Origin of the sequence: Streptomyces sp. AC550_RSS872 (genome assembly GCF_019049285.1) — a bacterium.
Taxonomy (GTDB): Bacteria; Actinomycetota; Actinomycetes; order Streptomycetales; family Streptomycetaceae; genus Streptomyces.
In genome coordinates this window covers 1-21,206 of the sequence record NZ_JAGMUL010000121.1, presented here as the reverse complement: position 1 = coordinate 21,206, position 21,206 = coordinate 1, and the positions used below count along the sequence as shown (strand labels likewise).

The window sequence follows — 21,206 nt, the reverse complement described above, 5'->3', positions numbered from 1 at the left end:
AGGGTTCACAGATGCTGGTAAGGCGATGGCTGGACGCGGCGGGTATCACCGATCCCGTGCTTCGGCACTGCTACACGGTGTGCGCGCGCGAGGTATCCGGTCTCGTCGAGGGAGGGCGCGGCCGCTGGGGGGCACTGCGCATCGCGCCCGCAGCGGCACGGCCTCACACGGCGGCGCTGGTGGCACACGGGTGCCGTGCCGATGCCTGTGCGGACAGCGGGCCGGTAGAGAGCCGGCAGCGTCGGCTCGCCGAATTCGCGGAGGCCACCTGGGCGGCATTCGCCGCCGGCGGCTCCCACGACGCCGTCCTGCATGCCACGGTGCACACCTACCGAACCTTCGGCATGCCGCTGTCACTGATCGAGAACATGTTCACCGGGGTGCAGCGCGACGTCGACTTCCGCGACTTCGCCACCTACGCGGAACTGTGCCAGTGGGCCACGCAGGTCGCCGGCTACCCGCTCTACGGGTTCATGTGGGCCGTGGCCGGCACCGAACTCACGGAAGCGCAGCCGCTGGTGCGTGAGTTCGCCGAACTTGGCCAGTTGACCGACGTGCTGTGTGACCTGTCGGAGGACCTCGACGAAGGCCGCCTCTACCTCCCTCTCGAAGACCTCCACCAGTTCGGGGTCCACCCCGAGGACGTCAAGGCCAAACGGTGGACACCGGCCATGGCCGACGTCATCGCGTTCGAGGCCGCGCGCGCCACGGACCGGTTGCCCGCCCTGGCCGCGGAACTGGAACACACCCCGGTCGGCCCCGTCATCCACGCATTTAGCGAGCATCACAGGCTGCTCCTGGCTGGCGTGCTGGCCGCAGGTCAGGACGTGCTCCACCAGCCGGTGCAGCCACCCATGGGCGCCTTCCTCAACACGTGGCGCCCCCACATGCGCGCCGTCATCCCCTGCTGACCATCGAAAGGACGTGTCATGTCCATCGCCGTGACCCCAGTCGGGGGCACACACATTCCGCTCCTGGAGGCTGAGCTGCTGCGCTGGGTGGGCAGCGGCGACAGCCTGCTGGAGGTGGCCTGCCTGGACGCCCTGTTCCCCCCGGGCAAGCTCCTGCGCCCCATCCTGTGCATGGAGTCGGCGAAAGCCGTCGGCGGCACTGCTGAGCAGGTGCTGGCGTTCGCGGCCGGCATCGAATGCCTGCACGTCGCGAGCCTCATCCACGACGACATCGTCGATCAGGACCCGGTACGCCGCGGGCGGGCCTCCACCGCCGAGCAGTACGGTCTCGCCGAGGCCCTGGTAGCAGGCGACGGTCTGTCGATGGCCGGAATTGCGGCCATGCTCAGCGGCGGTCCTGCCGAGCGCGTACTGCACGCAGCACGGGTCACGGTCGAGGCCCTGCGTCACATGTGCCAGGGCATCATGCGCGAAACCGAAATCCGCGGCGACCTGACCTGTGCAGTACCGACCGTCCTGAACGTCATCCACGACAAGACCGCCGCGCTGACCGGCGCCGCCTGCCAGGCTGGCGCCATCCTGGCCGGAGCAACCCCCGGGCAGACCCAGGCTTTGCACCAGTACGGAGAACAGCTCGGCATGGCCTTCCAGATCCGGGACGACCTGCTCCCCTACACCGCCGAGGACCAGATCACCGGCAAGAGCGCCATCAGCGACGTCGCCAACCTGCAGCCCACCCTGCCTGTCCTGCTCGCCTACGAAGTGGCCGACACAGCCGACCGCGACCGCCTGACCACTGCATTCCGTAGCGACACCGACCCCGTCACCGCACACCGGGACATCCTCGCCGTGCTGACACGCACCGGAGCTCTCACCAAGGCGGCCCAGATGGCATCCTCCTGCGCCGAACAAGCACGCGCCGCACTCACTGGCCTGCCGGACTCCACGCGGCTCGCCGAACTGGCCACATCAGCAGCCGACCGTCAGCACTGAGCAGGGCCGGGGACTGGCGCGGTGGCCGCTGCTCCGTTTCCAGTCCCCGACCCTGGTCTGCACCGGGCTGGCTGCTCAGCCCTTCAAGTACAGGAGGTCCGCACTCATGAACACCTCCCGCATCCTCAAGCGCTCCGCTCTGGCCGTGGCCGGGGCCGCCGGCATCCTGGCGGTGGCGGTGACTGTCATCCCTCAGGAGGAGACTCCGGCCGCCCGGAGTGTGAAGTCCTCTCCGCTCCTGGCCGCCGCCCTTACGCAAGCGGCTTCGCTGCCGTTCGCCTGCCAGGAAGCGATCTTCAAGGCCGGGGATCAGTTCGCCACCACCCGCTACGCCATCCCGGACGAATTCCGGAACGCCACTGTCGCCGCTCTGGGCAATCTGACCGAAACCGAGCGGGCCGAACTCACCCGGCCTGCCTGTGCGGCGTGGAACAACTGGGCCACCGCCAACAGCTCTGCCGTGACGGGCGAACTCGACAACCGCTACCTCAACGCCGCCCTGCCGGTGTGCAACAAGTTCACCGTCGCCACTGTGGGAACGGTCAGGAAGTTCTCTCCGAACGCCCCGGCGGCGGCCCGGGGCCTGGAAAAGGTGGTCAAGAAGGTGTGGACCGAGGCCATGACCGAGCTTTCCGCTACGGCCTCCGACGCCGCCTGCCGCACCTCCTACAGCACCGCCAAGACCGCCTGGTAGCCACCGCGACCCTGGCCCGACATGCGGGTGGCGACGCCAATGATGTCGGCCCGGATCTGAACCACGAACAAGGCCCGTCTTGGCCCTAGCAGCTCCGTACCTCGATGGGTCTTGCCGCTAGCTACTTGCCCCGGGCGCCCATGCGTTGCTTCACCTCGAATACTGCATGCTTGGAACACTGCCTCTTTCCCAGTCGAGCGCGCTACTGCGACAGCCCACTGGCAGGAGTAGCCCGCAACGAGGGCTACCGGTAGGCGAGGCGGGGACCGTGAGACCGTGTACGCCACCGAACAGAGCCACGCGCACCCGCGACGTAGCCAGCCGGCGTCAGCCAGTCAGCTGACTTGATCGATGTTTTCCTGCTGTCCGTCGATGACGGTATCCACGATGCCCTCGGTGGAGGACAGGCCGGAGGCGGAGCAGAACCGTTCCAGGCGGTGACGACGGTCGGGTGGCTGCGGGAAGTGCAGCCAGCGCATGCACTCGGCATCGTCCCGGAACGGCACGACGTACTGCCGTGCGTAGGCCACTTCATGCAGACGTTCCATGCACCGAAGTCGCCATGGCAGACAACGTCACCGGCGGCGGGGTTACTTCACGTGAACCAGCGCCACGGATGCGGGCACCTCGCTGCCGTCGTCGAGGGCTGCGGTGAACGCCAGCCGGTGGTCGGTCCGGCGGGGCACGGAACGGTCGGCGGTAACCGTGAAGCCGACGCCAGTACGTCCCTGGGCCGGCACACGGGTACGGGCCGCCCCCCGCGGCCAGACCGACCAGCCGGGCGCCGGGCGGGGAGTGAGCGTCACGTGCCGCGCCGAGCCGGTGAAGTTGTAGATGTCGACCGTCATACGCGTACGCCGGCTGAGACGGTAGCCCAGCGGGGGCGGGGCATCGCCGTTGTCCTTGCCGGGGGCGGCGTCGCGCGCCGAATAGCGCTGGCTGAGGACGATGTGCTCGGCGGGGGAAAGCAGGCGGCGCGGGGTCCTGTGGACGGCGGGTGCCGGTGACGCAGGGGCCGGCGCGACGACGTACACCGGGTCGGGTGAGGCGGTGCGCGTGACGATCCGGCGGCCCATGATGTCGTACGCGGTCCCCGGCAGGTCGAACCGCACCGGCCTCGGCGCCCACAGGACGGTGACCCGCTCGCCGCGCCCGCTGTCGAAGACGAACCCGGAGACGTCGGTGGGCAGTCGGGGCGCGGTGCCGACGAAGTGGGCCTCGCCGAGCAGCGAGGCGAGGGCCGCGAAGGCGGCGTACGCGGGCAGGGGCTGGAACTCCCGGTCGAACAGGCCGAAGTACACGCCGTCGTCGTGGAGCGGAGGCCCTGCGAACCAGAACTGCCGCGCGTTTCCGGCGGCCAGCCCCTCCACCATGGAACGGACGACGTACCGCGCCTGCACGACTTCCTGGGCGGGCGTCAGGTCGAGACGCGGGCGGGCGTCTAGGAAGGCACCGCACTCGGTCATCCACAGCGGCGTGCCGGACGCCCCGTACCGGCGGGCCAGTTCGTGCTGTTCGGCCGCCGCGCCCGGGAACTGCGGGTCGTCCTGCTCGGCGGGGTTCGGGTAGCCGTGGAAGGCCCAGGCGTCGGCGTACCGTACGACGTCGTTGTCGAGCATCAGGTCCTGGAAGGTGCCGCTCTGCGCGATGCCGGGCAGTACGACGAGCGTCGGCTGCCCTGCGGTGTCCTCGGCCATGTCCTCGGCCATGTCCTCGGCCGCGTCCCTGATGCCGAGCGCGGCGGCCTTGACGAACGCGGCGTGGGCGTCGCCGGTGCTGCGCGTGGTGTCGACGTCGGGTTCGTTGGACAGCTGGAGTGCGTCCGGGGCGGCTTGCGCCAGGCGGCGGGCGTAGTGGTAGGCGCGCCGCAGGTCCGCCGGGAGCGGCAGCGACGCCTCGGTCATCGCCCACTCCGGTGCGGGCGAGACCACGTCGAGGACCGCCAGTCCGTGCGCGCGCAGGGCGCGGGTCACGCGGTCGTGGCGCCCGGTGTCGTACACGCCGGGCTTCGGCTCGGCGGCGGGCCAGGACTGGCCGTCGCGCACCCAGCCCGCGCCCATCTGCCGTAGCGCGCGGGCGAATCCGTCGATCCGGGACGGCGGCACCAGGGAGGACACCCAGAGATTGATCCCGAACCGGCTCGCGGCGCCGATGACGGGAGGGCGCTGCGGAAGGCACGCGAACCGCCCACCGACCCCCTCGGCCTCGACCCGGTAGTGCCCGGGCGGCAGCCGGGGAAGCCGGACGGACGCCGTCGTCTCCCCCGCGCGCACGGTTGCCCGCCCGGCGGCGACACGCTGCCCGTGGTGGTCGGTGACCGTGTAGCGCACGTGGCGCGAGCGGATGGCGCGTCCGGCCAACCGCACGCTCAGCGTCGGGGCGGGGTCGCCGTGGCGGTGGACGGGCACCGACACCTCACGCGGGACGGGCTGCCCGGCCGGGCGTCGCCGCAGGGTGAGCGTGAAACGGTCGAGGGAGAGCACGTACGCCGTGGTGTCGTCGAGCACGGCCGGCTCGGTGACGCGAAAGGTGACGGTGTTCTCGCCGCGTCGCAACTCGACCTCACCGAGCTCCAGCACGGACAGGTCCCCCCAGGCGGGCTGCGACTCGTACCAGTACGGCTGCGACCGCGCGACCTCGGTGAACGGCCCGTCATTCACGCGCAGTTGCAGGTACGAGCCGACCGCCTCCGTGTGCGGCGTCTCGACGGGAGCCGTGGCGACGGCGGTCAGCGCGTACACCCCGCCCTCGGGCGCACGAACGCGGTACGCGGCGAACCAGCCGCTCCCGCCCGGCGCCTCCTTTGCCGTCAGCAGCGCCAGGTACCGACCCCGCGAGGCACGTCGGTCACGGGCCATCGGGATGTTCGTACGCATCGGGGACTCGCCCTGCACGGTGATGACCACCGGTGCCGCACCGCTTCCCACTCCCCCGGCCACCCGGCCCGCCCCCACCACGGACGCCCCCGCTGCCCCGAGTCCTGCCGCCATCGCCCTACGCCTGTCGAAGTCCATACGTCCAGCAGACGTGTTGAAGACCCGGCCGGGCGTCGTGCGTGAGGACCACCGGTCCCGGAGGTGCCTCTCGGGGCAGTCACCTAAGAGGTCGTTCTTCTCCAGGGTCATGCGAGGTCCTCGAGGAGAGGTATGGGTCCCGCCCGCCGGACCCCTGGCGGGCGATTGCGCGGTGTCGTACGTCATCACATGGCGGTAGCCCCTAGCTGGCGTGTCGAAGCGCTTCACATGATGATTCAAGTTAATGAGAATTCCCTGGCGAAACAAGAGGAATGACGGCAGCGCAGCCTGCTTCTCTCCAGGCATTGACACCACATCCGGGGCGATGGGAGCGTCGAAGCGCTTCACCAACCGGTGTCACTCCCTCCTCTTGAGGTGTGCTTCCCGGGGTGCAAGCGGTCCCGAAACATTCTGCGAAGACGTCGTACGACCTTGACCACAGCAACCACCGTGCCTGCCACTCCGGTTCGGCGGGCCGACCGGGAGCATCGCCCCAGCCGCGCCGGATTCCAGAAAGGACAGCGTCGTGTCCCGGAAGTCCAAGAAGAGAAGCGTCAGAGATGTACTGGTAGCCCTGCTGGCGGGGATCGCGCCGCTGATCGCGGCGCTCGTGCTGACCGGCGCCTCGGCCACCACCGCGAAAGCCGCGTCACTGACCGAAGTGACCAACTTCGGCAGCAATCCCGGAAACCTGCGGATGTACGTCTACAAGCCCGACAACGCTCCGGCACGCCCGGCGGTGGTGGTGGCATTGCACTACTGCACCGGCACGGGGCCCACCTTCTACTCCAACACGGAGTTCGCCCGCCTGGCCGACCAGCACGGGTTCATCGTCGTCTACCCGGACGCGAACGTCAGCGGGCAGTGCTTCGACGTCTCTTCGCCCCAGGCGCTCAAGCACGACGGGGGCAGTGACCCCACGAGCATCGCCTCGATGGTCCGATACACCGTGCAGAACCTGAACGCCGACGCCGACCGGGTCTACGTCACCGGCGCCTCGTCCGGCGCGATGACGACCAATGTCATGCTCGGCGCATACCCCGACCTGTTCAAGGCCGGTGCGGCGTTCATGGGCGTGCCGTTCGGCTGCTTCGCCACCACCGACGGCTCCGGCTGGAACAGCGCCTGCTCCACCGGCCAGATCACCAAGACCCCGCAGGAGTGGGGCGACCTCGTCCGGGGCGCCTACCCGGGGTACACCGGCCCCCGGCCGCGCATGCAGCTGTGGCACGGCACCGAGGACGAAGCGCTGGACTACGTGAACTTCGGTGAAGAGATCAAGCAGTGGACCAATGTGCTCGGGGTGAGCCAGACCCCGGTCTTCACCGACTCCCCGCAGTCCAACTGGACCCGCACCCGCTACGGCTCCACCGGCGCGCAGGCACCGGTCGAGGCGAACAGCTTCCAGGGTGTCGGGCACAGCCTGCCCGCCAGCGGTATGGCGGCCCGGGCCATCGCCTTCTTCGGACTCGACGGCTCCGGCGGGACCACCACAGGTCCGATCCGCGCCAGCGGTTCGGGCAAGTGCCTGGACGTGCCCGGCTTTTCGCAGACCAATGGCACCCAGACGCAGATCTGGGACTGCAACGGCCAGACGAACCAGACCTGGACCAGCACGTCGACCAAGCAGCTCACCGTCTACGGCGGTGCGAAGTGCCTCGACGCAGCCGGCACCGCGGCCGGCGCCAAGGTCGTGCTGTGGGACTGCAACGGCGGCACCAACCAGCAATGGAACGTCAACTCCAACGGCAGCATCACCAGCGTCCAGTCAGGCCTGTGCCTGGATGTGACCGGTGCCTCCACCGCCAACGGCGCAGCGGTCGCACTGTGGGACTGCAACGGCGGCAGCAACCAGCAGTGGCGCCTCGGCTGACACCACCGCCCAGGGCTGAGAGGGCTTCTCGTAACCCACACTCGGGTTTCGAGAAGCCCACCAAGCTCACAGCCCCGATACTGACCTCCTCCCCTGCCCGCGCCCCGCGGGCAGACGAGCGCCCCGTACCCAGACCTTTCGCGAACCGAATCCGCCGTGCCGCCGCCCCGGAGGCCGTTGGCCGTGTCACTCTCCGGGACGTCGTTTCGATGCGGCTTCGGGGGATCACCTGTCGACTGCCTGCATGAGTGATGTCGATGAGAAGTGGGCTCTGGCACAGATCTTGGGAAGCGGTCGCGGAGCGTCACCTGCGGCGGGCGATCGAGCGCGACGACGAGGCGATCGAGATGTGGAAGGCCGAAGTGTGGTCGCAGGTAGAAGGACTGCGGCGGATCTGGGCGCCCACATCTGCTTCGAGGACGAGGCAGGCCAGGGGTTGAGGCCGCCGAAGGGACACACCTGAACACCGCGCGGAGCCCGGCCGGTGGTGCGGGTACGCGGCCGCAACCGGGGACGGGTCAACATCGCCGGCGTGGCTGCTACCGCGCCGGACCGCCGCTCCCGGTTCTTCTTCAAGCTGCACATCCGGCACGGGCTCCGGGGCGAGCCGAAGGCGTTCTCCTGGCGGGACAACCTGAACGTGCATCCGGTGAAGGAGCTGGCCGACTTCGCCGCCGCCGACCTCCCGCACCTCACCCGCGTGATCAAGTGGAAGCTGAAGAAGATCCAGTCCCGACCCCACCTGCTCGACGGCTGTCTGCCGCCCACCGGTCTGACCTGAGCCGAAGCGCAGTAGATGTCACCACCGACAGCCGCCGACGTGCGGATCTGGAACCACAAGGCACGGCAGCTGTCACCGAATCGGCACGCTACTTGTCACCGACTGCGCAGGCGTGTCAGCGAGCGTCACCGTCACAGAACTCAGCCTCGACGGCTGCGTCCTCCAGTCGCTGCTCGCCCCAGTCACCGTTGCGGTTGATGGTCATGATGTGCCGGCCGTCCGCTGTGGCGAGTGTCCGGGTCGCGGACCCGGGGATCATGCCACCGTGGCCCCACGCCCAGCAGCCCTCCTTGAGCTGAAAACGCCTTATGCCGAGGCCGTAGACGTCGCTCGGACCGCCGTGCCCCTTGTCCCCGTCGACGGGGACCGCGTCCAGCAGCTGCCGTTGCTGGACGGGCTGCAGCAGCTCACCGGCCAGCAGCTCGGAGAGGAAGGTGTTCACGTCTCCGGTGGTCGAGATCATCTGCCCGGCGGAGAAGGCCACGGTGGGGCTGAACTCGGTGACGTCGCGCACCCGGGCCTGTGGCCCGTCCTCAAACAGGGTGGAGTAGTGCGTTGCGTGCGGTGAGGGCAGTTCGGGCGAGAGGCCAGGCACGCTCGTGCCAAGCAGGCCGAGCGGGTTGATGACGAGGCGCTCGACGGCTTGCCCGTAGGTACGGCCGGTGGCCCGTTCAATGACCATGCCGGCGAGGATGTAGTTGGTGTCGGAATAGTCCCACCGTCCGGGCTTGCCGGGCCTACTGCCCTGTTCGGGCTGGAACTTGGGCGGGTGGGCGAGCGCGATGTCCACCAGCTCTCGCGGGGACCACCTGACGTGGCGGTTCCGCTCGAACTCGTCCCCCGCATAGCGGGCGCGGAAGCCCTGGTCCATGTTGTAGTCGAAGATGCCGCTCGTGTGATTGAGCAGATGCCGCAGGGTGATGTTCTCTGGCCTGTAGCCCTTGCCGCGCACCACCCCGGGCAGCCAGTGCGCCACGCTGTCGTCCAACGACAGCTTCCCCTCGGCTTCCAGCTTGAGCAGCACTACGGCGGTGAAGGTCTTGGTCACGCTGGCGATACGGAACCTCTCATGAGCGCTCCGCGGCCGCCCGGAGGCCGTGTCCCCGGCACCGGCCCGGCCGTTCCACACCCCGTACGCGTCTCGCACCTGGACGATGACACCGGGGGTGCCCTGCGCGACGATCTCGTTCAGGACGGCCTGAGTCGGCGCGTGTGGGGCCTGGTGCGTCGGGTGTAATCGGGGCGCAGGTCGGTGGGGCGGGCCTGCCGGTGCGGCGGCAGCGGCGAGTGTTCCCAGGCCAACGGCGACAACGACGGCGACGGACAGACGTTGAGACGACTTCTGATGACTCATGGGAACAGCTCACCAATTGGTCGACCCTGACACCATCGGGAACCACCCGGAAACAGGTCAGGGACACGACCTAGGGGTGCGAGGTTTGCTGAATCAGAAGGCCGGACGGAGGGCGCTCCGGAACACAGCTCGTGCTTCCGGTGACAATAAGTGTGCAAGCGTGCCAGTGCGACATCTATCGTGCTTCGACTCATGACCATGGGTGATGACGCGATCAGACCGCCGGACTCCGCGAGTTCAACCCGAGTTACGGCAGGAACATCGTCGAGACCGGCACCGACTCCTTCCGCCTCGCCGAAACCCGAGCCCGCGATGAGCGGTACGACACGGAGATGACGTCCGCCGAGTGGTGTAGCCGGGCGAACGTCTGGAGAGCGCGGGTATCTGCTCCGGGCGTGCCCGCTTCGTCGGCCAGGGCTCGCGCCGCCTGCTGTCTGGTGTCTGCTGCCGTCCTGCTGTCAACGGCCGGACTGGGCTTGGCGACCGCGTCTCCGGCATCCGCCAACAGTTGCTATGTCAGGGCCGGTATAGGTGGCGACAAGGCCTGGGCGAAGGGCTTTTGCGGCGATTCCGACGACAAGATCTACCGCAAGTTGCAAGTTCGCCTGGAGCAACGCGCCGGACAGTTGGTGCCTGCCCTTTCATGGCGGACGGTCGTGGACCTCCAATCGACCCCCATTCGGCGTCCAGGTTCCAGGGCATGAAGGCCTGCTGACGGCCGCAACGAGGATGATCAACGCGCCGGGCGAGCAGACCGGGCGGAGCTTTGGTACTGCCCATGACTGGCCGACATTCCTCCGCCGGCCGATCACGAAGTGCCGTCGAAACTCACTTGCACGCGCTCTCGGCTCTCAGTTTGAGCTTCAAGCTCCGCGCCCGTGCGGAGGAGGCTGTCGTTGCGCCCTGGTGGACTGCCCGCCGTGGAAACCGAAGCGTTCTGGCGCACACTCGCCGCCGCCACGGGCAGTGACAAGCCGCTCGACGTCGCCGTCGTCGACCATCTGTCGGCCCTGCCCGCGGAAGAGATACCCGCCTTCGAATCCCGCATCTCCCGTCTGCTCCGGAAGGGGGAGCGATACCCCCGCAGCAGTCCGGAGAACTGCTCGACCGGCTGGTGAGCACATGCACACTGGGTCATGGCGGCAAAACCGGGAGACCGGCGGGGTGTTCTGGCAACTGCCCTGCCGCAGGCACTGCCACCTTCCGTCGTACCTGGCGGCCCGGGGCATAAGAATAGTGCGACTGTCTCAAGAGTGAGAGAACTTCACCTGGCAGGAACAACCAGTACTGTTTGTCCGTACCATCTGTACGCCGAGGTAACTTGCGGTACTGGCGGCGCCTCTGCCAGGCCGTTGATATCTCGCCCAGGAGGGACGTCACGTACATGTGGCACACCCCCGCAGGACGTTCATTCCCGAGGAAGGGACAGCCCCCGTGCCCGAGACAACAGCTCCCGCCACTGAACTGACATCGCAGTACATCGCCCAGGTGGCCAATGACCTCGAACGCAATGTGAAAGAGCAGGAACGCATCAGCGCAGAGATCGCGTCCTTGCAAGAGCAGCTTGCCGCGGTGCAGCACGATCACACCGTGCTGCTGAACGTGCAGCAGGCGCTCGGCGTCACCGCAGCACCGGCCCAGTCCATGGCAGAAGCCAAGAGCACCGCAGTACCCTCCCCCCGGCGGAAGACCGGCGCCGCGCGCGGCGGGAAGAGGGCCCAGAAGTCCACCACCGCACCGGAGAAGACAGCACCCACGAAGCCCGCGGTCAAGCCGGCGGATGCCGCAAAGGAAACCCAGCCCACGCTGGTCGAGCTCATTCGCCGCCATCTCCTGGAACTGAAGGAACCACGTTCGGCCGCGGAGATTTCTGCAGCTCTCGGCCAGGCCCACCCCGAGCGCCGGATCACGACCAAGGTCGTGCGGGTCACCCTTGAGGGGCTCGTGGCCAAGGCCCAGGCGGAGCGCACCAAGCAAGGAAGGTCCGTCTTCTACACCGCTCCCACCTCAAAACCGGCGGATGCACCTGAGGCCGAGGCGCAGTCCGCAGAGTCTGACGGCTAGAGCATCTGATCTAGGTAGTTGGTGTTCTGGGATGTTTTTGTGACTGCCGTCGTTGGCGGTCGTTGGATCAGGCGTGAGTGTTCGTCGCCCGTACCGCAGTGACGTGTCCGAGGCCCGCTGGGCCTTGATCGAACCGGTCCTCAACGCCTGGCGGGCGAGACGGACCGGCCCCGGCACAGCGGCCCGGGTGCACGACCTGCGAGAGATCGTCAACGCGATCTTCTATGTCAACCGCACCGGCATCCCGTGGGAGTACCTGCCGCACGACTTCCCTCCACACAAGACCGTCTACGACTACTACGCGAAGTGGGAAGCCGACGGCACCACCCAGCAGGTCCACGACCTGTTACGCGACAAGACCCGCCGATTACATGGCCGCCGTGCAGAGCCCACGGCGGCCGTGGTCGACGCGCAGAGCGTGAAGACCTCGGCAAACGTCGCCGAGAGCAGTCAGGGCATCGACACCGGCAAGAAGATCAAAGGACGTAAGCGGCACTTGATCACGGACACGCTGGGTCTGGTGCTGGCCGTCCTCGTCACCGCTGCGAACGTCCACGACACCACCGGCGGCAAGCTCCTGCTCGACGACCTGGCCGCGGCACATCCCAGCGTCACCAAGGTCTGGGCCGACGGCGGTTACCAGAACAGCATCTTCAACCACGGCGCCCGATTGGGCATCGACGTCGAGGTGGTGCAGCGACCGCGGACGAAGGGGTTCGAGCCGCTGCCAAAGCGGTGGGTGATCGAGCGGACCTTCGGCTGGCTGATGCAGCACCGCCGCCTGGCGCGGGACTACGAAGCCCTCCCGCAGAGATCCCGGACGATGATCCACTGGGCGATGGCTAACAAAATGTCCCGCGAGTTGACCGGGGAATCCGTACCAACCTGGCGAATCGAAACGGACATCCCACTCGCATCAGCGTGAACGCTGATCAGATGCTCTCTTAAGCCACAACCACGGGAAACGGTCTCGGGCGAAGCGGCGGGCACCGATGTCCTAGAAATGGGGCGCTGTAGTCAGGGGGTCTTCGTCGGCGCCCCAGACCGCTGAAACCGACAGCCCTGTGGGAGGAGCGTGAGCCCACGGTCGTCGCGGCGGGCATCACCGTGCACGGGTTGGACGTCGGCGTGTGGCCGGCCACGCAGAGACAGCACGACTCTGGCAGCGCCGCGTGGACGGTAGCGCGAGGAGCCACTGGGAGGCGATCCGCGTCATGCCGCTCCTGGCTGAGCAGGGAGACACCCGCGGAAGCCCCCGAGGCGGCTTCTGAGGCTACGCCGCGCCCGACGGGTGGGTGGTCGGCTTGGGCTTCCGACAGCCGGCGATGACCTGCCCGGGCTGCGCGAACGGCCAGCCAGTGGGCGGCAGCGGGAGCTACTGGCAGTGCGTGGCCGCGGCGACTCCGAGTCCAGGTGCGTGTGCTGCCTGCGCCAGGTGGAGCCTTCACAGGCCGAAGTGGGACGCCGGCGATGTGCCGTCGTTGAACAGCACGACCTCATACACCAGGCCCCGGGGACGTCTTGTCCCCGAGGCCCGTGGTGTGTCCGTAGGGTCACTGGCGCGCCCGCGGACCGCTGGAGCGGACTACGCGTAGAGCTTGATGCTGTTGATCGGCGTGATGTCGGCCACGCCGACGGTGTAGCTGTTGATGATCAGGCCGGTGCAGTTGGCACCGTTGTACCCGTAGCACAGCCGGGCCTTCGCGCCGGAGTGCTGGTTGTTGAAGACCCACTTCGTGCCGTACTGGTTGTTCAGGTTGTGAGCGCCGTACTGGTACCAGCGGTGGCTGGGCTGGCCGGCCTTCCAGTCGGCCTCATTCTGGTACATGCAGACATAGCCCAGCTTGCAGCCCGCGTAGTCCCCCTGCCGCACCCCCAGTTCACCGGCCTGTGCGGTCGCGGCGGTGGCGGCGAGAGTGCCCGTAGCCAGGGCCAGGGCCACGGCGGTCCGCTTGATCTTCTTGAGCATCGTTTCCCCCTTGATGGACGAGTGCGCGGCGGCGAGGTGTCGCTCTCCCGCGTCCCGGTTGCCTGTGCAGCATCCTCACAAGCGGTCCCATGTTGCGTGAACCTCGCATGTGCGAGGTTGACGCGTCCGCCCCGCGGCAGCCATTGCCGTCGCATGCGATACCGGTGATCGCCTCGCCATCTCTCGCCATGTAACGAGCTCGTGCATGGTCGACGGTGAGGCGTCGAGGACGTCGGCCGGGCCCGGTGGGTGTACCCGGGTGTCGGTAAGCACTGCTTTGGGCTCCACCACCCGGAACTGAAGTGGCTCCAGGCGTAAGAAGTTGATCTGGCTCCACTCTGCGCTCATGGCGCCGCATGGATCTTGGACGGCGGGATAGGGTCCGGTGGGAGGTGCGAGGGAAATGAGTTTCCGGTTGGCGGCGTACGCCGTGTGCATCGAGGGCGGGCGGGTACTGCTCGCCCATCACGCGTCGGACAACTGGACTCTTCCGGGCGGCAGGGTCGAGCACGCGGAGGATCCGTTTGACACGGTGGTCCGGGAGGTTGCTGAGGAGACCGGCTGCTCCGCGGTGGTCGAGCGCCTGCTGGGCGTGGATTCCAGGGTGATCCCCGCAGCCGTCGCGCGTGCGGGAATCGAGCACCAGAATGTCGGTGTCTTCTACCAGGTCCGTATCACTGGCGGCCGGCTCCGGCCGGAGCCGAACGGCGAAACCGTCGAGTCGGTCTGGACTCCGATTCCCGATGTCGTTCGTCTGCGCCGGTCATCGCTGGTTGATGTCGGCCTCGCCCTGGCTCAGACGCTTCCGGTGACCGGCCACGTCGCTGCCGTTCCGGTCGGCGGCCTGATCCAGCACTGAGGCGCGCCGGCTGCTCCGCAGGCGGTGCCGTTCGCCAGTGGATCAGTCGGCAGGTCCGCGACGTGCCCTCTTTGGAGTGAATGCACAGGTCCGCCCGGCGACGGCAGGGTTTGTGCGTCGATCACGGTCATGTCGGAGACCGTGGTGCTTGATCACGGTCGTGTCGGAGGCCGGGATGGGTTTGTCGCGGGCGGAGTCGAGGTCCTGCTACTGCACCGGCGGATGCCCGCGTGCACCGGCGGATACCCGCGGCCGCTGTCGAACAGGGGATGGCCGCCGCGGTCCGGGCGGGCGCCACCACCGCCGACGTGGTGGCTGTCGAGGCCCGCAGAGCCGCCGCGCCGGCCCCGCCACCACCTGAGGACCAGGACGACGAGGGCGAGCAACCGCCCTGGGCCGAACCCAGCGGCGTGGTGTCACTGACGGCCCGCCGGGCCCAGCTGCCCGAGGACAAACGGCCGCTGCCGACTGTTGCCCACTACGACCAGCTCGTGACACGTCAACCGCAAGGCACCGTATGAACACGACCGATACCACGGCCGCCCAGGTCCCTTCGCCCCGCCGGGACATGGGACCGGAGGAAGCCGTGGACACGGCCATCGACGAAGCCTGCCGGGCCTGCACCTGCCGACGATCCGCCGCCGGATCCAGGAGACGGCCGCCGACGCCATGCGCCAGCGGTCCAGCTACAAGGACTTCCTCGCCGACCTGCTGGAAACCGAGTGCGCCGAACGCGACGAACGGCGCAAGCAGCGGCTGGTCAGGGACGCCAACTTCCCCCTCGCCGTGGGCGACGGCCGCGCCGCGAAGTCCCACCTGCTGATCGGGATCGGCACGGCCATGGATGAGGCCGGACTCAAGGTCCGCCACACAACCACGGTCGACCTTGTCAACGCACTCGCGGAAGCGCCGACGAAAAGAAGCTCACCCGCCTCATCGCCCGCTACGGCCGCGTTGACCTGCTCTGTCTTGACGAGTTCGGCTGTCTCGACCTGTACAAGGCCGGCGCCAAACTGCTGTTCCAGATCTTCACCGTACTGCTGTTCCAGATCTTCACCGAGCGGGAAGAACGGCGGGCCATCGCGATCGTCTCGAACGCTCCGTTCTCGGAGTGGAAGCAGACCTTCACCGATCCCCGTCTCTGCACGGCGATCGTGGACCGGGTCACGTTCAACGCGCACATCGTCGAGACCGGCACCCAGTCCTACCGTTTCGCGCAGACCCAGCGGAAGCGCCGTCGCTGACCTGCACCGACAACTGCGGCCGGCGTCCCATGCGGGAGACCGGCCGCAGTCGTTTCGGGCCCCGGCCGTCAAGTCCCAGTGCCGGCCGCAGCACCGCCCGTTCTCGTCCAACCGCCGCGGCCACCGGGAGGTCCGCGGCTTGAGTCGAACCGGGTCGGCAACCCTCCACGCACCTGTCGGGGATGCGCTGACGGAGGTCCACCGAGGCTTCAAAACTACCGCCAACACCCCCTACCCGGGCCAGCGGAACCACCCGAACAAAGTGGGGCCAAATCACCTTGCTACAGGGGCGTGAATCACACCAATACACGCGCCCCCACTCCGGCAGTGGAGCCGAAACAACTCCGTGCACCGGAGCCGAAGCAAGTGCTTACAGACACCCGGGTGACGGACGACTCCTCAGCAGATGAAGTTCTTCCAGAAGGTGACGGATGCCTGCGGGTTCCAGGGAGTGCCTTCATCGACGTCCCGGAACTCGTGATCGATGTAGTCGGCCAAGTCGTGGCCGTAGCAGATGATGTCGGTGCCCCACACCGAGAGAACCGGGTGTCCGTAGGTGTCTCGTCCGGCAGGAACGAACCGGTGCGCGTACACGGGAACCAGTTGCGGAACCTCCGCAAGTTTCTGCTCGGCCACCTTCATGGCAGTTGGCTCGTCGCCCGGGCGCGGCCCCCAGGCCCGCTCCCACCATCCATTTTCTTTCGCGTTCAACACGCCCTGAACGGGCCACTCAAGGCGGTGACGAAGATCTTCGGGGTCACCGTTACGCCAGTCTGGCCACGGCTGGTCCCAGGTTGCGCCTTCTTCAGGCGGCGAAGCGACAGGCAGGCCGGCAGCCAGGAAGGCTCGGTGGTCGGCGGAGAACTCGAAGCCGAACGCGGCCTCTATGCGCGTGAACTCGGCATCGCTCAACCCTGGGGCTATCTCGCAGCAGTCAGCCAGCGCGAGGCGATGCGCTGCTTCAGTGCCCAGCCGAACCCCGTCACTGCCGATCACACCGACACCGTACACACCGTCTGCGATCCGGCCTTGATCTTTGCGGGGCAGTCCCTGGCGGTCGTCGGGTATCCAGTGCGAGTGATCTCGGGTCGCGCCGGCATGAGAGGGCTCCAGGGCTGCACCCGCCCTGTGTGCAGACGACGGGGATGAAGTCGGGTGCCTCGTCGGCTTTCACGGGGCGTGGATGATGCAGTGAGTAAGCGATGGCGTCGCAGACCAGGAGGAGCAGAAGCCGGCCGGCGCCCGCAGGGGGCGGAAGCCGTAGCCCACAGTCGTGTCCTGAAGGTGGCCCCAGAAACGGGCGTACCAGGGCAGCGCCCGGCGATGGCGGCGGAGTCTGGCCAGTTGGACGGTGCACGCGGCGCGGCCGTCGCCCACGGCGCGGTATGCGGCGGCCAGCTGTTCGTAGGCGAACGGGAGATGGCCGTCGGCCTCCCGCTCCAGCAGTGGCAGGGTTCTGTTCGGCGGGGAGACGTGGGGCGAGCGTGCCATGGCTGAGGCCGTCGATCCTGACGTGTGCGGGCCATACGTCGGGCCGGGCGTGCAGGAAGTCGAGCTGAGCGCCGTAGATCCACGGCGCCCTCGAGCGGGGCTGTCTCATGCAGTCACAGCTCGCCAACAGTGCAGTTGTCCGCGCTCAGGGCCCCTCCCTCGGGGGTGGGCACCAGGGCGTGGGCGGGGTTGAGATGGCGAGGGACTCTGGCCCCGCTCACGAAGATCTGGCCTTGGGCACGCAGCCGCACGGCGTTCAGGTCGGTGCCGACCGACAGCGGCTTCTTCCCTGTCGCCGGAGTCACCGGAGCGCGCATACTGCGAGGTGTGACGACTTATGACCGCATTGGTGCGTCCTACGCCGACACACGGCGGCCGGACCCCCGGATCGCTGCCAGGATCCGTCGGGCCCTCGGTGGTGCCGCCACCGTGATCAATGTGGGAGCCGGCAGCGGCTCTTACGAGCCGTCAGAGACCGTGTGGGCTGTGGAGCCCAGTGCGGTGATGATCGCTCAGCGTCCGGCTGGGGCTGCGCGGGTTCTTCAGGCGTCGGCGGAGTCGGTTCCCCTGGCCGATGACTCGGCCGATGCGGTGATGGCCCTGCTGACCGTGCACCACTGGGGCGACTTGGAGGCCGGCATCGGGGAGTTACGCCGCCTCGCCCGGCAGCGGGTTGTCATCTTCACGTTCGACCCCGACATCAATCACCGGTTCTGGCTGCTGGAGGAGTACCTTCCGCAGGCCGCCGTGTTCGACGGCACACGAGCAGTCGCGGTGGACCGGCTGGTGGGCCTGTTGGGAGGGGCCCGCGTCGAGACGGTCCCTGTCCCGCACGACTGCACCGACGGATTCCTGGCCGCGTTCTGGCGCCGGCCCGAGGCGTACCTCGATCCGCAGGTGCGGGCCGCTATCTCGTTGTTCGCCCAGATCGGCGACGACGTCGTCCGCCCTGGCCTGGCCAGGCTGGAGGAGGACCTGTCCTGCGGCCGGTGGCATGACCGTCACGCCGGCCTGCTTGAGCGCGACGTGCTCGATGTCGGTTACCGGCTTCTTGTCGCTGATCCGTAGAAGCGGGTGAGCCGATCGCCCGGTGCCCGCCCTTCCCTCCTCCTCACCGCAGCCTTCTGCGGGCACGCCACGGCACAACCCGGTGCGCGAGGCGGTGAAGCGGCCGGGCGGCGGGCACGGGCCGAACCGGGGAGCTGGGTAAAGTCGCTTCTCGCACAATCATCCGATCATGCGTTTTCCGTACGGGGGGCCGTCGCATGTCCGCACCGAAATTCTCGCTGAGCCGCAGAGCGGCCCTCACCGCTATCGCCGGCGCCGCGGCAGGCAGCGCCCTGCCGCCCGCCATGACGCCGGCCGCGGGCGCCACCGTCCCGGCCGAACTCCCGGCAGCAACGGCCGCGACGGTGTCGTCGACGTCGGCAGAGTCCGCCGCCCGGCCACCGGGTTTCCGGGTCCCCGTGCTGATCGACCCGGCCGACCCCTGGCACTACGCCCCGCACCCGGCCGGCCCGCTGACCACCCGTACGATCACCGGCGGCCTGGAGGTCTCGGACGGCACTGGCGTGATCGCGACGCTGACCACAGGAGCGCGGACGGTGACGCTGAGGGGAGCGCGGCGCTGGTTCACCGAACAGAAGAAGGCGGTCCACGACGCGTTCGTCCGGACCCCGCCCACCGGCGGCTGGGGTATGTCGCCCGGCGGCGGGACCTGGTCCCATCACAATGGCGCCGACGCGGACTACTTCGTCGAGAGCGGCAGGGCCGCCATCACGCTTTCCGCCGGCAAGAGCCGCTATTCCCTGCTTCCCGATCATGGCATCGGCGACATCTACGCCGCCGCCCGGTTCTCCTTCGACAAGCTGCCCGTCGGCGCGCCCGTCTCCCTCGGCCTCGTCTTCGGCGCCAGGGACGTCAACAACCACTACCGGGCGCGGCTCGTCGTCACCCCCGCGGGAGACGTCCAGCTCGTCCTCGAGAAGGAAATCGACGATGCGCCGACCACCTTGAGCGCGGCTGTCACGGTCGGCGCCGGCTTCAAGGCGTTCGACCACTGGTGGGTCCGGGTCGAGAAGGCAGGAGACATCCTGCGCGCCCGAGCCTGGAAACATCTCACGACAGGCACGGACGACGAGCCCACTGTGTGGCACCACAGTGTGCGCGACCCGGAGAAGGCCCCGGACGCTGTCTTCCGCTCGGGCACGGCCGGGGTCCGGGGCCTCGCCTCGACCGGCGCCACGGTCCTCCCGCAGGCTAGGGTCTACGACTTCAGCATTGAGGCGGCGACCTGGACCGACCCGCCGGTCGTCACCCATGACACATGGGTACGGGTCCTGCCGGAGCCCTTCGACGGCACGTGGACAGCCGCTGTGGAGCAGCGAATCCGCGCGTGGGCGGGCGACACGTCGCCCGACGCCCTCACCTACTCCTCGATGTACCGGCCGTACGCACCCGCCGTCACCTACCCCGCCCACCAGAACGCACAGGTACTCGGCGAATCCGGATACAGCAAACCGCTGCCTTCGGGACTGCGCGAGGTAGGCGCAGACTTCCACGAGTACATGGGACTCACCTGGGCATTCGACAGTGGCGAGAACGTCACCCAGGCCCCGGATCCGAAGTGGCTGAAGAACCTCGACTGCTCAGGCTTCGTCCGCATGGTCTACGGCTACCACCTCGGCGTCCCCATGAGCCTCGCGGAGGACTCGGTGGAGCGCAGGTACCTGCCGCGCAGATCGGAGTGGCAGGCCGCTTCCAGTCCTGGCATCGTCGTCGCCCAGGCCACCGACGCGCCGCCCAGCCTCGACACATTGCGGATCGGTGACGTGCTGTTCTGGAACGACCCCGACGACGGTGCCGTCTCCCACACCGGCATCTACATGGGCCTGGACCAGCACGGCAAACGCCGCTTCGTCTCCAGCCGCAAGACCCCCAACGGCCCCACCATGGCCGACCTCGGCGGCAAGTCGATCATCGACGGTACGGCAAGCGACCTCTACACGGACAAGCTGCGGGTGATCCGCCGCCTCTGACCACCCGCGAACCCGCTCCCCGCATACCCCCGACCGATGCCGGTCGCGCTGTTCGCGCCCCGGTCCGCGTGGTGACAGCCGGGCCAGGGGGTGCGCCTATGTGTTGCGCCGCTTCCGGCTGAGGCCGACATAGATGGCCTTGACCGTCGTATCGATGAAGCGGTCGTGTGCGGCCCATGCGGTGTCCTGCGCTGCGGTGAGCTCTTCGATGCTCGTTGCGGCATCGACCATGTTTTCGGTGGCGACAACCATCGTCTGGGCGGTGGCGTGGACCGTCGGGTCGGGCACGAGGAGCCGCAGCGCAGCCAGGGGGCGAGTCTGGTCATGTCGATGACGAGCTGTGGGCGGTGATCGAGCCGCTGTTGCCTCAGGTCGCGCGTCGGCCCCGGCATCCAGGGCGGAAGCGGCATCCGGACCGTCTGGTGTTCCGGGGCATCCTGTTCGTGCTGCATACCGGGATCGTCTGGGAACACCTGCCGCAGGAGCTCGGATTCGGCTCCGGGATGACGTGCTGGCGCCGCTTGGCCGAGTGGACCCGGGCCGGCGTGTGGCCCCGACTACATGAGGTTCTCCTCGCCAAGCTCCGCAGCGCGAATGCTCTGGACTTTTCCCGTGCGGCGGTCGACGGCTCCCACATCCGGGCGTTAAAAGGGGAGCCAGGACGGGACGAAGCCCTGTTGACCGGGGTAAGACGGGCAGCAAACACCACTTGATCACCGACGCCACCGGCATCCCGCTCGCCGCCACCCTGACCGGCGCGAACCGCAATGACGTCACCCAGCTCATCCCGCTTCTCGAAGCCGTGCCGCCCGTGCGGGGCAACCGCGGCCGGCCCCGGCGCCGTCCCGACGTCGTACTCGGCGACCGTGGCTACGATCACGACAAGTACCGCCGCCTCGTGTGGGACCGCGGCGCAAAACC

General features: G+C 68.2%; 21 protein-coding genes and 2 pseudogenes. 15 read left to right on the top strand and 8 right to left on the bottom strand.

All coding sequences use genetic code 11. From position 1 onward, the window contains the following. The first annotated feature begins 11 nt into the window (after window positions 1–11). From KUM44_RS34400 to KUM44_RS34390, 3 genes are all read left to right on the top strand, one after another. Window positions 12–911: a squalene/phytoene synthase family protein gene (locus KUM44_RS34400; RefSeq protein WP_217213686.1), complete on the top strand. Its 900-nt coding sequence runs from the start codon at window positions 12–14 to the stop codon at window positions 909–911. An 87-nt stretch (window positions 912–998) separates the two neighbouring features. Continuing rightward, a complete protein-coding gene (locus KUM44_RS34395; RefSeq protein ID WP_308402791.1) occupies window positions 999–1,904 on the top strand; it encodes a polyprenyl synthetase family protein in 906 nt (301 codons plus the stop codon). Between the two features lie 106 nt (window positions 1,905–2,010). Then, window positions 2,011–2,598 (top strand): hypothetical protein, encoded by a 588-nt coding sequence (locus KUM44_RS34390; RefSeq protein ID WP_217213684.1) that lies wholly within the window; start codon window positions 2,011–2,013, stop codon window positions 2,596–2,598. A gap of 335 nt (window positions 2,599–2,933) precedes the next feature. On the opposite strand, the gene KUM44_RS34385 is transcribed toward KUM44_RS34390, so the two are convergent. Then, window positions 2,934–3,146 (bottom strand): hypothetical protein, encoded by a 213-nt coding sequence (locus tag KUM44_RS34385; RefSeq protein WP_217213683.1) that lies wholly within the window; start codon window positions 3,144–3,146, stop codon window positions 2,934–2,936. A gap of 42 nt (window positions 3,147–3,188) precedes the next feature. Continuing rightward, the gene (locus tag KUM44_RS34380) at window positions 3,189–5,612 is read right to left on the bottom strand and encodes a hypothetical protein (protein WP_217213682.1); all 2,424 of its coding nucleotides are present in this window, start codon (window positions 5,610–5,612) and stop codon (window positions 3,189–3,191) included. Window positions 5,613–6,138: 526 nt separating this feature from the next. On the opposite strand from KUM44_RS34380, the gene KUM44_RS34375 reads away from it, so the two are divergent. Together KUM44_RS34375 and KUM44_RS34370 are read left to right on the top strand one after the other, a co-directional pair. Further along, entirely contained in the window at window positions 6,139–7,485 is a 1,347-nt protein-coding gene (locus KUM44_RS34375; protein WP_217213681.1) for a PHB depolymerase family esterase, read from the top strand. Window positions 7,486–8,017: 532 nt separating this feature from the next. Continuing rightward, window positions 8,018–8,266 (top strand): hypothetical protein, encoded by a 249-nt coding sequence (locus KUM44_RS34370; protein ID WP_308402790.1) that lies wholly within the window; start codon window positions 8,018–8,020, stop codon window positions 8,264–8,266. Window positions 8,267–8,381: 115 nt separating this feature from the next. Here the strand turns inward: KUM44_RS34370 and KUM44_RS34365 are convergent, their stop codons facing one another. Then, the gene (locus KUM44_RS34365) at window positions 8,382–9,620 is read right to left on the bottom strand and encodes a serine hydrolase (RefSeq protein ID WP_254390535.1); all 1,239 of its coding nucleotides are present in this window, start codon (window positions 9,618–9,620) and stop codon (window positions 8,382–8,384) included. 920 nt (window positions 9,621–10,540) lie between these two features. Here KUM44_RS34365 and KUM44_RS34360 point away from each other — a divergent pair. The 3 genes from KUM44_RS34360 (at window position 10,541) to KUM44_RS34350 (ending at window position 12,609) form a co-directional block, all read left to right on the top strand. Beyond that, window positions 10,541–10,738, top strand: a complete 198-nt coding sequence (locus tag KUM44_RS34360) for a DUF4240 domain-containing protein (RefSeq protein WP_217213679.1) — start codon at window positions 10,541–10,543, stop codon at window positions 10,736–10,738. Between the two features lie 316 nt (window positions 10,739–11,054). Beyond that, window positions 11,055–11,684 carry a hypothetical protein gene (locus KUM44_RS34355; protein WP_217213678.1) on the top strand — a complete coding sequence of 210 codons (630 nt, stop codon included), beginning with the start codon at window positions 11,055–11,057 and terminating at the stop codon, window positions 11,682–11,684. Window positions 11,685–11,757: 73 nt separating this feature from the next. After that, the gene (locus tag KUM44_RS34350) at window positions 11,758–12,609 is read left to right on the top strand and encodes an IS5 family transposase (RefSeq protein ID WP_217213677.1); all 852 of its coding nucleotides are present in this window, start codon (window positions 11,758–11,760) and stop codon (window positions 12,607–12,609) included. A gap of 660 nt (window positions 12,610–13,269) precedes the next feature. Here KUM44_RS34350 and KUM44_RS34345 read toward each other — a convergent pair. Further along, complete coding sequence (locus KUM44_RS34345; RefSeq protein WP_217213676.1) at window positions 13,270–13,653, bottom strand: hypothetical protein; 384 nt, start codon at window positions 13,651–13,653, stop codon at window positions 13,270–13,272. 403 nt (window positions 13,654–14,056) lie between these two features. Here KUM44_RS34345 and KUM44_RS34340 point away from each other — a divergent pair, with 403 nt between their 5' ends. The 4 genes and pseudogenes from KUM44_RS34340 to KUM44_RS47360 all read left to right on the top strand — a co-directional run bounded on the left by KUM44_RS34340 (window position 14,057) and on the right by KUM44_RS47360 (window position 15,756). Further along, complete coding sequence (locus KUM44_RS34340) at window positions 14,057–14,512, top strand: NUDIX hydrolase (RefSeq protein ID WP_217213675.1); 456 nt, start codon at window positions 14,057–14,059, stop codon at window positions 14,510–14,512. 269 nt (window positions 14,513–14,781) lie between these two features. Further along, window positions 14,782–15,033, top strand: a complete 252-nt coding sequence (locus KUM44_RS34335; protein ID WP_217213674.1) for a hypothetical protein — start codon at window positions 14,782–14,784, stop codon at window positions 15,031–15,033. A gap of 148 nt (window positions 15,034–15,181) precedes the next feature. Further along, window positions 15,182–15,235 (top strand): annotated as a pseudogene (locus KUM44_RS47365) (hypothetical protein); the annotation flags it as partial. A gap of 212 nt (window positions 15,236–15,447) precedes the next feature. Further along, a complete protein-coding gene (locus tag KUM44_RS47360) occupies window positions 15,448–15,756 on the top strand; it encodes an ATP-binding protein (RefSeq protein ID WP_308402795.1) in 309 nt (102 codons plus the stop codon). Between the two features lie 399 nt (window positions 15,757–16,155). On the opposite strand, the gene KUM44_RS34325 is transcribed toward KUM44_RS47360, so the two are convergent. The 3 genes from KUM44_RS34325 to KUM44_RS34315 all read right to left on the bottom strand — a co-directional run bounded on the left by KUM44_RS34325 (window position 16,156) and on the right by KUM44_RS34315 (window position 17,564). After that, window positions 16,156–16,752 carry a hypothetical protein gene (locus KUM44_RS34325; RefSeq protein WP_217213673.1) on the bottom strand — a complete coding sequence of 199 codons (597 nt, stop codon included), beginning with the start codon at window positions 16,750–16,752 and terminating at the stop codon, window positions 16,156–16,158. Window positions 16,753–16,926: 174 nt separating this feature from the next. After that, window positions 16,927–17,247: a hypothetical protein gene (locus KUM44_RS34320; RefSeq protein ID WP_217213672.1), complete on the bottom strand. Its 321-nt coding sequence runs from the start codon at window positions 17,245–17,247 to the stop codon at window positions 16,927–16,929. Window positions 17,248–17,360: 113 nt separating this feature from the next. Continuing rightward, complete coding sequence (locus KUM44_RS34315; RefSeq protein WP_217213671.1) at window positions 17,361–17,564, bottom strand: hypothetical protein; 204 nt, start codon at window positions 17,562–17,564, stop codon at window positions 17,361–17,363. Window positions 17,565–17,574: 10 nt separating this feature from the next. On the opposite strand from KUM44_RS34315, the gene KUM44_RS34310 reads away from it, so the two are divergent. Next, the gene (locus KUM44_RS34310; RefSeq protein WP_217213670.1) at window positions 17,575–18,315 is read left to right on the top strand and encodes a class I SAM-dependent methyltransferase; all 741 of its coding nucleotides are present in this window, start codon (window positions 17,575–17,577) and stop codon (window positions 18,313–18,315) included. A 197-nt stretch (window positions 18,316–18,512) separates the two neighbouring features. Further along, complete coding sequence (locus KUM44_RS34305) at window positions 18,513–20,285, top strand: NlpC/P60 family protein (protein ID WP_217213669.1); 1,773 nt, start codon at window positions 18,513–18,515, stop codon at window positions 20,283–20,285. Window positions 20,286–20,381: 96 nt separating this feature from the next. Here the strand turns inward: KUM44_RS34305 and KUM44_RS34300 are convergent, their stop codons facing one another. Further along, window positions 20,382–20,573 (bottom strand): hypothetical protein, encoded by a 192-nt coding sequence (locus KUM44_RS34300; protein ID WP_254390563.1) that lies wholly within the window; start codon window positions 20,571–20,573, stop codon window positions 20,382–20,384. 50 nt (window positions 20,574–20,623) lie between these two features. Here KUM44_RS34300 and KUM44_RS46115 point away from each other — a divergent pair. Next, window positions 20,624–21,206: pseudogene (locus KUM44_RS46115) on the top strand (IS5 family transposase); the annotation flags it as partial.

Bases quoted from the DNA above. Each gene is read 5' to 3' on its own strand.
- KUM44_RS34400 (WP_217213686.1), top strand. From the start codon at position 12: ATGCTGGTAAGGCGATGGCTGGACGCGGCGGGTATCACCGATCCCGTG.
- KUM44_RS34390 (WP_217213684.1), top strand. From the start codon at position 2,011: ATGAACACCTCCCGCATCCTCAAGCGCTCCGCTCTGGCCGTGGCCGGG.
- KUM44_RS34385 (WP_217213683.1), bottom strand. From the start codon at position 3,146: ATGGAACGTCTGCATGAAGTGGCCTACGCACGGCAGTACGTCGTGCCG.
- KUM44_RS34380 (WP_217213682.1), bottom strand. From the start codon at position 5,612: ATGGACTTCGACAGGCGTAGGGCGATGGCGGCAGGACTCGGGGCAGCG.
- KUM44_RS34365 (WP_254390535.1), bottom strand. From the start codon at position 9,620: ATGAGTCATCAGAAGTCGTCTCAACGTCTGTCCGTCGCCGTCGTTGTC.
- KUM44_RS34345 (WP_217213676.1), bottom strand. From the start codon at position 13,653: ATGCTCAAGAAGATCAAGCGGACCGCCGTGGCCCTGGCCCTGGCTACG.
- KUM44_RS34340 (WP_217213675.1), top strand. From the start codon at position 14,057: ATGAGTTTCCGGTTGGCGGCGTACGCCGTGTGCATCGAGGGCGGGCGG.
- KUM44_RS34335 (WP_217213674.1), top strand. From the start codon at position 14,782: ATGGCCGCCGCGGTCCGGGCGGGCGCCACCACCGCCGACGTGGTGGCT.
- KUM44_RS34320 (WP_217213672.1), bottom strand. From the start codon at position 17,247: ATGGCACGCTCGCCCCACGTCTCCCCGCCGAACAGAACCCTGCCACTG.
- KUM44_RS34315 (WP_217213671.1), bottom strand. From the start codon at position 17,564: ATGCGCGCTCCGGTGACTCCGGCGACAGGGAAGAAGCCGCTGTCGGTC.
- KUM44_RS34305 (WP_217213669.1), top strand. From the start codon at position 18,513: ATGTCCGCACCGAAATTCTCGCTGAGCCGCAGAGCGGCCCTCACCGCT.